This window comes from Bacillus sp. PAMC26543 (genome assembly GCF_014250375.1).
GTDB classification, from domain to species: domain Bacteria; phylum Bacillota; class Bacilli; order Bacillales; family Bacillaceae; genus Bacillus; species Bacillus halotolerans.
Window position 1 is genome coordinate 319,064 of record NZ_CP060193.1, and the last position, 14,264, is coordinate 333,327.

General features: G+C 44.5%; 14 protein-coding genes and 1 other annotated feature. Of the genes, 4 read left to right on the forward strand and 10 right to left on the reverse strand.

The features are described 5' to 3' along the window. Positions 1–10: 10 nt before the first annotated feature. Genes dltD through H7F27_RS01595 form a run of 5 tightly spaced genes read right to left on the reverse strand, consistent with a single transcriptional unit; the run spans position 11 to position 4,301 of the window. Positions 11–1,189, reverse strand: coding sequence for a D-alanyl-lipoteichoic acid biosynthesis protein DltD (gene dltD / locus H7F27_RS01575; RefSeq protein WP_024123330.1), 1,179 nt, complete (start codon positions 1,187–1,189; stop codon positions 11–13). Next, a complete protein-coding gene (dltC, locus tag H7F27_RS01580) occupies positions 1,189–1,425 on the reverse strand; it encodes a D-alanine--poly(phosphoribitol) ligase subunit DltC (protein WP_024123329.1) in 237 nt (78 codons plus the stop codon). The genes dltD and dltC overlap by 1 nt, the downstream gene beginning before the upstream one ends. Positions 1,426–1,441: 16 nt before the next feature. Further along, the gene (gene dltB, locus H7F27_RS01585; protein WP_095712714.1) at positions 1,442–2,629 is read right to left on the reverse strand and encodes a D-alanyl-lipoteichoic acid biosynthesis protein DltB; all 1,188 of its coding nucleotides are present in this window, start codon (positions 2,627–2,629) and stop codon (positions 1,442–1,444) included. Beyond that, on the reverse strand, positions 2,626–4,134 hold the full coding sequence (gene dltA / locus H7F27_RS01590; RefSeq protein WP_095712715.1) for a D-alanine--poly(phosphoribitol) ligase subunit DltA: 1,509 nt from the start codon (positions 4,132–4,134) through the stop codon (positions 2,626–2,628). Before dltA ends, dltB begins: the two co-directional genes overlap by 4 nt. A gap of 17 nt (positions 4,135–4,151) precedes the next feature. Further along, positions 4,152–4,301: a teichoic acid D-Ala incorporation-associated protein DltX gene (locus H7F27_RS01595; protein ID WP_010332387.1), complete on the reverse strand. Its 150-nt coding sequence runs from the start codon at positions 4,299–4,301 to the stop codon at positions 4,152–4,154. A 445-nt stretch (positions 4,302–4,746) separates the two neighbouring features. On the opposite strand from H7F27_RS01595, the gene H7F27_RS01600 reads away from it, so the two are divergent. Together H7F27_RS01600 and ywaC are read left to right on the forward strand one after the other, a co-directional pair. Next, the gene (locus H7F27_RS01600) at positions 4,747–5,682 is read left to right on the forward strand and encodes a 1,4-dihydroxy-2-naphthoate polyprenyltransferase (RefSeq protein ID WP_059335211.1); all 936 of its coding nucleotides are present in this window, start codon (positions 4,747–4,749) and stop codon (positions 5,680–5,682) included. A gap of 140 nt (positions 5,683–5,822) precedes the next feature. Beyond that, on the forward strand, positions 5,823–6,455 hold the full coding sequence (ywaC, locus tag H7F27_RS01605) for a GTP pyrophosphokinase YwaC (protein WP_010332385.1): 633 nt from the start codon (positions 5,823–5,825) through the stop codon (positions 6,453–6,455). A gap of 29 nt (positions 6,456–6,484) precedes the next feature. On the opposite strand, the gene H7F27_RS01610 is transcribed toward ywaC, so the two are convergent. The 3 genes from H7F27_RS01610 to H7F27_RS01620 form a co-directional block, all read right to left on the reverse strand. Next, on the reverse strand, positions 6,485–7,852 hold the full coding sequence (locus H7F27_RS01610; protein WP_185848471.1) for a M28 family metallopeptidase: 1,368 nt from the start codon (positions 7,850–7,852) through the stop codon (positions 6,485–6,487). Between the two features lie 153 nt (positions 7,853–8,005). After that, positions 8,006–9,244 carry a tyrosine--tRNA ligase gene (tyrS, locus tag H7F27_RS01615; protein ID WP_185848472.1) on the reverse strand — a complete coding sequence of 413 codons (1,239 nt, stop codon included), beginning with the start codon at positions 9,242–9,244 and terminating at the stop codon, positions 8,006–8,008. Positions 9,245–9,288: 44 nt separating this feature from the next. Then, positions 9,289–9,500: a binding site (T-box leader), on the reverse strand. Beyond that, positions 9,495–10,010 (reverse strand): MarR family transcriptional regulator, encoded by a 516-nt coding sequence (locus H7F27_RS01620; protein WP_024123319.1) that lies wholly within the window; start codon positions 10,008–10,010, stop codon positions 9,495–9,497. Its footprint overlaps the feature before it by 6 nt. A 149-nt stretch (positions 10,011–10,159) precedes the next feature. Between H7F27_RS01620 and H7F27_RS01625 the strand changes: the two genes are divergently transcribed. Both H7F27_RS01625 and H7F27_RS01630 read left to right on the forward strand, forming a co-directional pair. Next, positions 10,160–10,873 (forward strand): YwaF family protein, encoded by a 714-nt coding sequence (locus H7F27_RS01625; protein ID WP_185848473.1) that lies wholly within the window; start codon positions 10,160–10,162, stop codon positions 10,871–10,873. Between the two features lie 110 nt (positions 10,874–10,983). Continuing rightward, on the forward strand, positions 10,984–11,844 hold the full coding sequence (locus tag H7F27_RS01630; protein ID WP_024123317.1) for a glycosyltransferase family 8 protein: 861 nt from the start codon (positions 10,984–10,986) through the stop codon (positions 11,842–11,844). Positions 11,845–11,895: 51 nt separating this feature from the next. On the opposite strand, the gene sacY is transcribed toward H7F27_RS01630, so the two are convergent. Both sacY and H7F27_RS01640 read right to left on the reverse strand, forming a co-directional pair. Next, positions 11,896–12,738 (reverse strand): transcription antiterminator SacY, encoded by an 843-nt coding sequence (gene sacY, locus H7F27_RS01635; RefSeq protein ID WP_044160381.1) that lies wholly within the window; start codon positions 12,736–12,738, stop codon positions 11,896–11,898. Between the two features lie 52 nt (positions 12,739–12,790). After that, complete coding sequence (locus tag H7F27_RS01640) at positions 12,791–14,170, reverse strand: sucrose-specific PTS transporter subunit IIBC (protein WP_095712721.1); 1,380 nt, start codon at positions 14,168–14,170, stop codon at positions 12,791–12,793. Between the last annotated feature and the right edge of the window lie 94 nt (positions 14,171–14,264).

Sequence of the window (14,264 nt, forward strand, 5' to 3'; positions counted from 1 at the left end):
TAATAGATGCTCACGATGAAGTAACCTTTCCGGTTTTATAGAATTCATCAATTGCCTTATCCACATACACCCAGCCTTTCCAGCCGATGTGGATGGTATCTTTCATAAAATAAGGGTCATATTCATGACCTGAAAAATCAGCGACTTGGAAGCCCTTCGCTTTAATCTGTTTATTGACCTTTTCATAATAGTCAGTGCGCCCTTTTTTCGGGAAGCCTGTGTAGTCATACCATTTTCCGTTAACAGGGATGGTGACAAACATAGGCTCTGCGCCCGCGTCTTTCAGTATATGAAGCATCAGCTCAAAATCGCCGTATTCCGGTGACTTCGCATACGATCTGCCTTTGTTTTTCCCTTTCAGCTTAGGCACTTTCGGCTTCAGCTTTTTATAAACAGGATTGTCGATGTGAAAATCGTTAGACCCGGAGTGGCGTTTGCCTGATTCATCGGCCAGTTTATTTAATTCAGACCATGACTTATCCTTCACGGATTGTGAGATATAGCGCTTTGGTCCTGTGGTTTCCGTCGCTGAATAATAAAGGTCTTTCTTTTCTAGCATCTTGTAATATACTTTTGCCGCCGGCTTCAGCGCGTTCACTTTCCATGTCTGGCCATTCACCATCGCCTTATAAAGCTCGGAAAGTACAGCATCGTTTTGAACAGCTTTGAAGCGCAGCATACGCTTCATCATTTTCTTTTTCACGTCAGGGTCGATCTGCTCGTTAAAAGCCAAATCCAGCCCTTGAAGCGCGGAATAGTTCGGCGCAAAATGCTGTTCATCAGACCCGCGCTTAATAAACCACTGCGGAGAAACGATGAAAACAATTTTTTTGCCCTTCAGCTGATCCATATGGGCAGCGAAGTTTAAGGAGTGTATCAATGACTGGGATCCGCCTTTGCCGACAAGGTAAGGCGTAAATCCCTCATTGTTTACTTTGAAATAATTGGATGGGTGGAACTCATCCAGCCGGGAAAGCTCAGAAGACCCGTAAATCGGAAGATATGTCGGATCATTGAGCATCTGATTTTGTAAATAAAGCCCCTGAAACATACTCGGGTTCAAGGCTGTTGCTGACTCTTCAACCCGTTTATCGGTGATGAAGCCTGTCAGCCATGAAGATGGAACTGCGATGGCGCCTGCGAATAGAATAAACGCCAAAATAATTGGACCGAAAAAACGCTTTTTCATTATTTCAACTCAGACAGCTGGTTTACAATGTGATTAGGCGTATTCCATACATCCCGGTCGAATTCAGTGATAGGCACCAGAATATCAAAACGGTTTTCAATCGCAAGCAGCAATTCTACTGTTCCAAAAGAATCAAGCAAACCTTCTTCAAAAATTTCAATATCAGGGTTTTCCTTTACGATGTCATCCTGGCAAACCTCTGCTAAAACGTCTAATACCTCTTGTTTAAAATCCATAGTTTTCTAATCTCCTTTAATGATGGTGATGAAATAGCTTTCCTGAGAAAATATAAAACCCAAAGCACACAAAATGGAACGTGATCACAATAGCGAGAATCGTTGTCCAGCGGTTGGACGGGAGCCATTTATATTTCTTATTCCACTTCTCGAAAAAGTTGTAACACGTCATCAGGACGGCGTGATAGAGGCCGTAGATGATATATTGCGGCGCAAGGCCGTGCCAAACCCCCATCAGCATAAACAGCAGGAAATACCCGATGTTTGAGACGGCCATACGGTTTTTGATCCACTTTTTCTTTGTCATCCAAAATACAAATCTCATAAATACATAGTCTCTGAACCAAAATGACAGAGACATATGCCAGCGGTTCCAGAAATCTTTAATATTTTTGCTGATAAACGGTTTATTAAAGTTTTCCGGCGATTTAATCCCCATAATATAGCTGACCCCGACGGCAAACATCGTGTAGCCGGCAAAATCAAAGAATAAATACATGCTGTAGCCGTACATGTAAAGCAGATTCCCGAGGATCTTATTGTGCGTGATCGCGGGAAGGTTCATGATGAAATACGTGTTGATCGCATAGCCGATAATAAACTTGTAAAGGAATCCAATGAAAATCTTGTGAATCCCCGTATACAGCAGATCGGCATATTCCTCTTTTGTCCATGCCTTCTGCTCATCCTTGACGAATCTGCGGTACCTGTCAATCGGACCGGAAGAAATCGTCGGGAAAAACAGGATGAAATACAGCAGGCGGTGAAGCGGCAGCTGTTCCTTCAGCAGCCCGTCTCTCGCTTCCATAATCAGCTGAACGCCTTTAAAGGTTAAATACGAAATCCCTAAAAAGCTGATCAGGTTATGCGCCGGATGATGCGGCTGCGGATGAGAAAGAAACGGCCATATTTTTGACAAGAATAAAGGCAGAATAGACGCGATAACAGCCGAGCAAAAGACAAAGCCGCTGTTCGCTTTCTGCCGGTACGCCAGGTAGCCGCTGATCAGGAGCACCTGCCATATGGTAAACAGACACAGGGCGATGACGCCGTGTAAGTCATGCGAGAAAATCAGAGCCAATATAAGAATGGATATAAACATGTTGTATGCCTGGAATCTTTTCCCGTTCAAGCCGAGAATGATGGTCGGCAGAAGAAGAATGCCAAGCAATATAAAGAATAAAAACGAGCTGTAAGGCGTCATACAAGAACCTCTTCGCGGATGCGTTTCCGGTCAATTTTGCCGTTAGCCGTCATTTGAATGTGATCCTGATAAATGAACTTTCTCGGAATCATATAAGCCGGCAGGAAAGCGGCAAGCTCTTTTTTAATCGCACTCGTCAGCTGGAACTCCTTCTGGAATTCGTGCTCCTCAGGCACAATTGCAGCTATCAGATATTCGACAGTTCCGTTTGGCTGATACGGAATCACAACAGCTGAGCGCACGTACTGAGACTGTCTCACATGAAACTCAATTTCCTCCAGCTCCATCCGGTACCCGTGAAGTTTAATCTGGAAATCCAAGCGGCCTTGGCAGAAAATCTGACCATCTTGTGTATAACCAGCATCACCAGTTCGGTATGCCCATTGGCCTTCATAAGAGAAGAATGCTTTATCTGTCAGCTCAGGCTCACCGAGATAGCCGCGGCTTACACTCGGGCCTGCAATGACGATTTCGCCTTTTTCTCCATCCGGGAGCTGATTCCCCTGTTCATCCATAATCAAAATGTTCATATCCGGTTTGGCGAAGCCGACTGGCAGAGATTCGTGCCGGCTGATGATGTCACTTGTAATTTCAACAGACGTAACAGCGACTGTCGCCTCAGTCGGACCGTACGTATTAAAGATTCTCGCTTTCGGGAAACGCTCAAGCAGCGCTTCGGCTACAGAAACCGGGAGAACCTCTCCGCAAAACATAAATGTGTCCGCCTCAGGAAGCAGATCTTGTGAAAATCCAGGATCCATCAGGCACATTTGCACAAAGGATGGCGTCGATGTCCATATATTCAGTCCGGACTTTTTGAGCTCTTCGAATAAGATCTTCGGCTTATTCACGGCGTCCTTTGTCACGCAGTGTAAAGTACCGCCTGACTGAAGGCACGGATAAAGATCCATGACGGATAAATCGAATGAAAACGGTGCTTGGTTTAAAAACGTTTTGCCTCCGTTGATCGGGAAGTCTGCGCAAATCCAGTCTGTGAAGCTTTGAAGGTTCGCGGCAGAAATCTGCACGCCTTTCGGATTGCCCGTGCTTCCGGAAGTGTAAATGATATAAAACGTTTCGTGTCCTGTCACCCATTGATCACGGCTGACAGTGCCTTCGTTTTCCAGCAGTTCTTCCGCTGATACTGTCTGAATCAGCCCGCTGTCAATATCAACAGGAAGACCAGATACGTGAATCAGCAATTCGGCGCCCGAGCTTTCAATGATTTTCGCAATCCGCTCGGACGGAATGGACAAGTCAACCGGGATATAAGGATGTCCCGCCTTGACGCTTCCTAAAAAGGAGACAATCATGTGCGGTTCCATATGTCCGTACACCAGAACAGGAGAACCCTTTTCTCCAGAAACGCGTTTTTTGATCGCGGCAGCCGCACGGTCAGACAGCGCCCAAAGTTCCTGATATGTGAGCGACTGGCCTTGAGAGCGGAAGGCTTCGGTTTGCGGATAAGTTTCCGCATGTGTTTGAATAGCATCTAAAAGTTTCATTGTTATTCTCTCTCCAATTAGAAATCGTTATAAATATAAGAACCGGTATTCGCGGTGTGAAAACCATACATAAAAAACAAAACAAGCAGTATCAACAAATAAAAGCCTGTATGACATGTCCACTTGACAGCGGGTTTTTCATACAGCTGTTTCATCAATTGCAGCATATTCAAATTCCCTTCCCGTTTTTTCGACAATTACATGAGTATATGACGAGCGGATGCGCAAAAAGTTTCATATTTTCCCTAATATCCCTCAAATTTATATATCGGCTTCTGCCTTCAGAAGTGAATTTTTATCTTTGAAAGAGTATGAATGAAGTTTCTCTGACTGATTCATTATAAAGGAAAGAATAAATGTTATGAAGAGAACTTTTTAACTTTTAAAAAGCGTAAATGATTTAAAAAAATTTTTCCGCTCCTGTTTGTAAAGGCGCAGGCAGAACTCTAATGAAATCAGGGCAGAAAGCGTATAATAAGAAGGAAAACGCCCGCTTAAGGTATCTTGTGAAATGGTGGAGAAGTCATTATGATAGATAAGGAAGCAAAACGCAAGTTTCATCAAGTGGCCGGCTGAAAAAAAGTAAGCCTTTTAATAGAAAGGAAGAGGAAGATGAACCAAACAAATAAGGGTGAGGGTCAGACAGCGCCGGAAAAAGAAAGTATGGGGCAGATCCTGTGGCAATTAACGCGACCGCATACATTAACGGCGTCGTTTGTTCCTGTGCTTCTCGGAACAGTTTTGGCGATGTTTTATGTGAAGGTTGATTTGCTGCTGTTTCTGGCTATGCTGTTTTCTTGCTTATGGATCCAGATCGCGACGAACTTATTCAATGAATACTACGATTTTAAACGCGGGTTAGATACAGCTGAATCTGTCGGAATCGGCGGCGCAATTGTCAGACATGGTATGAAGCCCAAAACGATTCTGCAATTAGCTCTCGCTTCATACGGCATTGCCATTTTACTCGGTGTTTATATTTGCATGAGCAGCAGCTGGTGGCTGGCTGCCATCGGTCTCGTCGGAATGGCGATCGGCTACCTGTATACAGGCGGGCCTCTGCCGATTGCATATACACCGTTCGGTGAGTTATTCTCAGGCATTTGCATGGGTTCGGTGTTTGTGCTGATTTCATTTTTTATTCAGACAGACATGATCAATAAGCAGAGCATTTTCATTTCGATTCCGATTGCGATTCTTGTCGGCGCGATCAACCTGTCGAACAATATTCGTGATATCGAAGAGGATAAAAAAGGCGGACGCAAAACATTGGCGATCCTGATGGGGCATAAAGGAGCCGTCACTCTGCTGGCTGCGTCGTTTGCTGTCGCTTATATTTGGGTTGTCGGCTTGGTTATTACCGGAGCTGCAAGCCCATGGCTGTTTGTCGTCTTTTTGAGCGTGCCTAAGCCGGTTCAGGCGGTGAAAGGCTTCGTCAAAAAAGAATTGCCGATGAATATGATTGTGGCGATGAAATCCACAGCGCAAACCAATACATTTTTCGGATTCCTGCTGTCGATTGGATTATTGATCAGCTATTTCCGGTAAGAAAGAAGACCGCTTTTTCGAGCGGTCTTTTTTTGTTACATTCGACAGGATTTTGTAAAAAAATTCATAGAACCTAGCAGCAGGCAGGCACGTCTAGTACATGGACAGCGGATAAAGATCCGTTAAAGGAGATGACGAAAATGGATTTATCTGTAACACATATGGACGATTTAAAAACCGTCATGGAAGACTGGAAAAACGAACTGTTAGTTTATAAATTTGCGCTAGATGCACTTGATACAAAGTTTTCGATTATCAGTCAGGAATATAATTTAATTCACGGCCACAATCCGATTGAGCATACAAAATCACGTGTGAAAAGCTTTGAAAGCATCGTAAATAAACTCATGAGAAAGGGCTGCGAGATTACGACACAGGAAATGAAGGAACATATCAACGATATTGCCGGTGTGCGTATCATTTGTTCCTTTATTTCTGATATTTATAATGTCGTGAACGTCCTGAAGCAGCATGAGGATTTGCGGATCGTAAAGGTAAAGGATTATATTCAGAATCCGAAACCGAACGGCTACCGAAGCCTGCATTTGATTATTGAAATGCCTGTGAACTTAACGAACAGAGTGGAATACGTCAAAGCAGAAATTCAAATCCGCACCATCGCCATGGATTTCTGGGCGAGCTTGGAGCATAAAATCTACTATAAACTGAACAACGACGTCCCTAAACATTTAACCGATGAACTGAAGGAAGCGGCGGAGATCGCCCACTATTTAGATGAAAAAATGCTGGGGATTAAGAAAGAAGTGGATTAGAAAAGACGGCAGCAATGTGCCGTCTTTTTTTATTTGATATCTTCATAAATATCAGAGGCTTTTGCCTTGATATGTGCCTTCTTGCCGGTTGGTTTTTTCTCTTTTTTCACAGCTTCATAGACAGAGGCTGTCACAAGGTCGCCAGCCTGCTGAAGGCGTTCTTTGCTGATATGTTCGATAGAGTCTTCAGGGGTATGGTACCACGGCTCTACTTCTTCTGTTTCCGGATCTCCCCAAATAAAGTTAGCGGAATCTATGCCGGCTTCATGGAATGGCACGTGATCGGATGAGCCTCCCTGTGTCAGAGACAGGCGGTCGAATCCAATTTTTTCAGCGGCCGTATGGCTGGATTCCCAAACATCGTTAGATTGCCCGTCCAATGTGTTGACATACAGCTCAGACGCATTCTCCCAGCTTGTACCCACCATGTCTAAGTTGAAGTTCACTTCGCTTCGTTTCAACTCTTTTTCTGATAGATGATCTACATAATGAGAGGAGCCGAGCAGGCCGAGCTCTTCAGCGCCAAAGGCGATAAAGCGGATTTCCTTGTCAGAAGGAATGCTTTTCAAGACGCGTGCCATTTCCAGCATGACAGATGTGCCTGATCCGTTGTCATTTGCGCCGGGCGAGAAAGGAACACTGTCATAATGGGCTGTAACGTAGACAATATCAGGATTTTTGATGTTCTTTGGTTTTTTGATACCGATGATGTTCTGAGAGGTTTGGTTTGAGAATGCTTTTAGTTGTAAGGTTGCTTCTTTTTGCTGGATAAGAGTTTCACCGTCTTCTTTCTTAATTCCGACGACAGGAATGCTGACTGTATTTCCTGATAGATTTGGGGTGACAGGCACAAGGCTTTCCTTATTATTGTAAATGATCACAGCCGTTGCGCCGGCCGCCTCGGCATTCCTGGCTTTCTCATAATATGTCAGGTCTCCTCTTGAAATCAAAGCGATTTTCCCCTTGGCGTCAGCGGAGAAATCATCAGGATATCCTAAACCGGCGTGATACAGCGGAGCGTTGAGGCCCTTTTCTTCAGTTGGTGTAGAGCCGGATGCCGCCCGAATGAGGATCTCACGGCCTTCTGAGGATAGCGTTCCTTCAAGTCGGTCAGGAATGCCAAACGTTTGAACCTTCACATCGAGTTTTAATTTTTTCAAGGATGAAGCGATCCATAAGGCACTCTTTTTTTCGGCAGATGTCCCGGCTATTCTGGGGCCGATTGTTTCACTAAGCTGTGAAATGGTTGAGTATGCGCGCTTTGCTTTGAATGGGAGCTCCCGCTGGATATCTGATATTTGAACAGCATGCGCAGCAGGGGTGACACTCTGTGCCGGCAAGAGAACCGTGCCGGCCGTTAAAACGGCCATCGTCATTACAGTCAAAAGCTTTTTCATAAACATGAACCTCCCCTAATGTTTGGATGGGGAATATTTCGGGATGCTAAAGGATTTTCCTGCAAACTGAAGCGCATTTTTGAAAAGACAGTTCTTTATACCTGCAAAAAAAACGCTTATGAAAGCCGATTTCATAAGCGTCAGGACATCAAATTATCGGAGTTTTAAAAACTTGCGTTTGCCGACCTGGATGATCATATTCTCCTCTATCTCTGCATCGGCGTGAATGTCTGTTATTTTCTCTCCGTTAATCCGGACACCGCCGTTTTGAATCATGCGGCGCGCCTCGCTTTTCGAAGAGAGAAGGTCAAGAGTGACGAGCAGATCGATCATCGCGATCGTTTTCTCGCCTTTCCAGTTCACAGCCGGAATATCCTCAGGCAGGCTGTTTTCCTGAAAGACTGTTTTGAAAGATTGTTCGGCTGCTTCAGCGGCTTCTAATCCGTGGTACATTCGGACAATCGTTTTGGCTAAAAGCATTTTGGCATCCCTTGGGTGAACGGCGCCGGTTTCTAAGTCCTTCACGAGCCGTTTTTTCTCTTCAAGCTCCAAGTCCGTTGCCAAATGAATGTATTTTTTCATCAGGCTGTCGGGCAGTGACATTGTTTTCCCGTACATGTCGTTCGGATGTTCGTCAATGCCGATGTAGTTGTATTTCGATTTCGACATTTTCTCAACACCGTCCAAGCCTTCCAAAAGCGGCATCAGGATGACGACTTGTTTTTCTTTGTTGTATCGTTCTTGAAAATGCCGCCCCATCAGCACATTGAAATGCTGGTCTGTTCCTCCTAATTCAATATCGCTTTCCAGAACGACGGAATCGTATCCCTGCATCAACGGGTAAAAGAATTCATGCAGGGAGATCGGCTTTTGCATGGCGATGCGTTCTTCAAAGTCATCGCGTTCCATCAGGCGGGCTACTGTTATTTTGCCTGCTAAGTCAATAACGTCCTCCAGATGCAATGTTTTCAGCCATTTCGAGTTGTAGTGCAGCTCGACTTTTTCTGGATCAAGCACTTTCCCGAATTGCTGGAAGTATGTTTTGGCGTTGTGCTGGACTTCTTCATCAGTCAGCTGTTTTCTGGCCGCGGACTTGCCTGTCGGATCACCGATTTTTCCTGTGAAATCGCCAATCAAGAGCTGCACAATGTGGCCGTTTTCTTGAAATTGGCGAAGCTTGTTTAAAACGACCGTATGTCCCAGATGAACATCCGGTGCAGAAGGATCTAATCCGAGCTTAATTTTAAGCGGTGTGCCTGCCGCAATCGATTTGACAAGCTTAGCCTTTAATTCCTCCGGCGGTATGACTTCTTGGGCGCCTGTCATATATAGATCAAGCTGTCTTTCGACTTCTTCTTGCTGTGCTGCTGTGAGCTGATCAAATGTTTTCATCGTTCTTCCTCCTTTTTTAGAAACACAAAAAGAGCCGCATCCCGATAAGGGACGTGGCTCAATGCACGCGGTACCACCCTGGTTGAAGACATTGTCTTCCGCTCATTCGATAACGGTTTCCCGTCCTTTGCTACTAACGTTCACAAAGAAAGCTCGGGGAGGTAATTCGCGTTTGCCTGTGTGCCGGCTCGCACCTTCCGCCGGCTCTCTGAAACAGGGAGACAAACCGCTACTGGATTCCCGTCAAAGCTTATGATGTATGAAGATTGTCCGCTACTTTTCTAAGCAGTCCTGTCAGGGTTTTTTGCTCCTCTTTTGTCATGCCCGTAATCAATTCCGTTTCCCCTTTGTGAAACTTTGGGTAGAGTGCTTCGATCGCTTGTTTGCCGGATTCAGTGATTGTGACAAAAACAAGTCGCCGATCTCTGGTATCGATACTTTTGGAGCAAAAACCCTTTTTTTCGAGCGTTTTGATCACGTTGCTTGCTGTTGCTGTTGAAATGCCTGACAGCTCAGCGATTTTTCTCGTTTCGAGTTTGCCCCACACCCATAGATCGTAAAGAATGGAGAAAGCGGTCCAAGATAATTTGTAAGAAGAAAGAACCTCAGTCTCCATTTTGACACGGAGCCTTTGCGCAGACCGATACAGGTTCGTCGCGATCGAAATGGCTTCCAGGTTGAGTGACTCAACGGGCATTTGTTTAAGCTTGCTGAGTGTGTCATGCTCTTCTTTGCGAAGCTGCTGCTGTTTATCTAAACGTTCCATTTGTCGCCGCCTTAAATTATCAGAATCATTAGCTGTGAAATGAATTGTAGCAGAGACGATGGTGAACTTCAAGCCTATATTTTTTGGTTGCATAAAAAAAGCCAAAAGAACACCACAATAAAGAAAAACCCGCAGACGGGGGTGCAGTTGTGCAAAAATATGTTCAAGGCGTGTATAAACACGATCCGTTTCATCTGTTTTCGACAGAGCATGCAGTGACATTAAGCTTGATCGGCATGCTTGCCATTCTTTTGTTTTTGTTCCGCCGGCCACTCAGCCGGCCAGCATTCAGTACATTTCTGCGCTATTTGTTTGTGTTTCTTTTGCTTGCTTCACAAATTGGTTACCAAATATGGATGATCGCCGCGGGCAGGTGGTCGGTGCGGACTTCTCTGCCCCTTCAGCTGAGTGACTTGTCTGTGTATTTATCAGCTATTATGCTGGTGACAAAGAGCAGAAAGCTGTTTGTGTTTTTGTATTTTGTCGGCATCGGAAGCTCCCTTCAGGCGCTTCTGACCCCAGACCTTGGTATGTTCTCATTTCCGCATGTGCGGTATATTCTCTTTTTTATTTCGCACGGATCCGTGTTTCTGTCCTGTTTGCTTATGGCGGTGATTGGCACGTACAGACTCAGACAGCGCTCTTTATGGGTGACTGTATTGATTGTCAATCTGTACGGAGGAATCATTTATCTGGTTGACCGCTGGCTGAAAGCGAATTATATGTATTTAACGAAAAAGCCGGGCGGTTCTTCGCTATTGGATGTTCTCGGGCCTTGGCCATGGTATATCGCCTCAGCTGAAGCCATTACGATCGCGAGCTTTTTCATCCTTTATTGGCTTTATCGGATGTTCAAAAAATAACACCTCTTTTGTTGTATAGCACATTCTATTTAAAAAAATATTGGAGATTAGTGTTTAATTTTCTGAAAAAGGGAATGTAACTTGTACAACACAAAGGGAGATGAATACCATTGAAGAAAGATGAAATTATGCATATCGTATCATGCGCAGATGATAATTATGCTCGTCATTTAGGTGGGATGTTCGTTTCTTTATTGACAAACATGGACCAGAACAGAAAAGTAAAGCTATATGTGATTGATGGGGGAATTGAGCCTGATAACAAAAAAAGGCTGGAAGAAACCACATTGAAGTTCGGCGTGCCGATTGAGTTTTTAGAAGTGGATGCCAACCAGTATGAACATGCGGTGGAAAGCAGCCACATTACAAAAGCGGCGTATTACCGCATTTCGATTCCTGACTTAATTAAGGATGAGAGCATTAAGCGGATGATTTATGTCGATTGTGATGCACTTGTCCTTGAGGATATTTCGAAACTATGGGACTTGGACATCGCTCCATACACCGTTGCTGCTGTGGAAGATGCGGGGCAGCATGAACGTTTGAAAGAAATGAATATCACTGACACGGGAAAATATTTTAACTCTGGTATTATGGTTATTGATATGGAACCTTGGAGAAAGCAAAACATCACAGAAAAAGTTCTCAACTTTATCAATGAAAACGGTTCTGAAGATTTTCTTGTGTTACATGACCAAGATGCGCTGAACGCGATCTTATATGATAAGTGGTATGAGCTTCATCCGCGCTGGAACGCTCAAACATACATCATGTTAAAACTGAAAACACCTTCGACACTGTTAGGACGGAAGCAATATAATGAAACGAGAGAAAACCCGGCAATCGTCCACTTCTGCGGCGGAGAAAAGCCTTGGAACTCCAATACAAAACATCCGTATCGCGATGAGTATTTCCATTACATGTCCTATACAAAGTGGAATACGATCGGAAACCCGGCTATCAATCAATAATCTATATATGAAAAAACGCTTTTGAGATGATCAAAAGCGTTTTTTTGTTTGTCAGCGGGCCACTGACCGATGATAAAAGCGCTGAATATGCATGGCGATATAGCACAGTTCTTTTTCAGGAAATTCAAAGCCGTATTCTTTTTTCACAAATGTGCCGATGCTTTTGGCGCATAGGAAAGCATCCTTGAATCTTTCTTTTATGATGGCGATCATTTCTGAATCCAGCTCGTAAATGGTTTCGCCTGCTTTGATATGCTGAATGGCAAAGCGCAAATGGGTCACGAGCCTTTCGTAAGAAATGGTATCCTCCACAATGTTGATCGACAGCTGGGTTTCAATAATGCCGATAATATCACGGATCATCGTTGTAATATCAAGTGTCTGTGTCATGTCGCCGGCGTTGTTTCTCGCTGTGTGAATGTGCATGGCGATATTGCCGATTTCATCCTCAGGAATCTCAATGCCCAGTTTCTCTTTAATCAGCGCTCTAGCCCACATGCCGATTTGGAATTCCTTCGGATAAAGAACTTTGATCTCATTCAGCAGCGGATTTTTGATGACCATTCCGTTGCTCAGGCGTTCGATCGCAAATGAGAGGTGGTCTGAAAACGCAACGTGAATCCGTTCGTTGATTTTGATGTTCAGTTCTTGTTCAGCATGGGAAATAATTTGCTCGGAGATTTGAATATGGTCTTCCGGCAATGTTTCTAAAATCTCTTCGAATTGTTTATAGTCAGGTGTATCTTTTCTGACGAATGTTTTTTCGATTTTAGACGGATCGACAATATCATTTTTTCTTTTGTCGAACGCAATTCCTGCACCCAAGAGAATCTTCTCTTCATTTTGATCCTTTACGACGATTGCATTATGATTTAAGATTCTTTTAATTTTCATAGCTTTTTGTCCTTTCATCCCCCGTTTTATGAATGAAATCGAATAAATCCAGTTATTCTGTCTCTTCTTTAAACCCGAGAAACAACGTAGCTATAAAAGCAGAGACGGCCGCGATCAAAAAACCGATCATATAATGAACAAAATTCGCAATGCCAAACGGCAGCACGATTGAAATCATCGGGATGCCGGTCAGTCCGTAGGAATTCGAAACGACGTGTGCCCCAACTACATACGCCCCGCCGAGAGCGCCTCCAATAGCGGCTCCGATAAAGGGGCGGATCAGCTTCACATTTACTCCGAAAACAATTGGTTCCACAATGCCTAAAAAAGCGGTAAGGGAAGCGGGGAGCGCGATTTTCTTCAGGCTTGACTGCTTCGTTTTGAAGAAAACCGCCAGTCCCGCTCCGCCTTGCGCCACATTCGCCATTGACCATATCGGCACCAAAAAGTTCACACCCACATGAGGGTCAGCAAGCAAAGTCGCTTCAATCGCATAAAAGCTATGATGCAAGCCTGATAGAACGATAGTGGAATAGATGCCCCCGAAAAGAGCTCCGGCAGCAATGCCCGCGTGGTGATAAATGTATTCAATCGATTGTGATATGACCTGGCCGATGATAGCTGCGGCGGGGTTCATCACAATCAGCGCGAGACATCCTGTCACCATCACAGTGATAAAGGGAATGATCACGACATCAAGTGACTTGGGCACAATCGTTTTTAAAAGCTTCTCAATTTTGCTCATGATATAAATGGAGAGAAGAATCGGTATAATGGCGCCCTGATAGCCCATCAATGGAATGTGCAGCCCCCATATGTCCAAGGAAGCGGGGGTTTTGCTGCCGAGCATGGATGGATCAAGCAAATCAGGATGAGTCAGAAGCCCTCCTATCAATGCCCCTAAAAATGGGTTGCTGCCAAATTGTCTGGCGGCACTGAAGCCAACCAAAATCGGCAGCAGAATAAAGGCGGTGCTGGACACGAGATCCAGCATTTTGATCCACGGACTGTCGGCAGAGAACCAGTGAAAGACCTGAATCATGCCGATCAGCCCCATGAGCAAACCGTTTGCTGTTATCGCCGGGATAATCGGCATGAAAATATCGGACAGCGTTTTAGCAAATGTTGTGACGGGGTTCAGTTTGCGTCTGGCATGTTTCTCTTGAACAGCCTCTTCAGAAGGCGATGCCTCCCACACACAAACGACTTCTTTATAAATTTTGTTGACGATACCTGCCCCAAAAATAATCTGGAACAGGCCATATCTGAAAAAGGTGCCCTGCACACCTTGCAGATTCTCAATAGCACGTATGTCGATTTTCGTTTCATCCTTTACTTCAAAACGAAGACGAGTTGTACAGTGGCTGATGCTGATAATGTTGCTTTTTCCTCCTGCGAGGAGCAATAATTCTTTCGCAATTTCTTTTTGCAAACAATAAAAACCTCCTCTGCTGAAGAAAAGTCGGCTTGTTCATCGTATCAAATGAAAAGTTGACAATCAAAATGAAAAAAGTGAGAAAAATGTA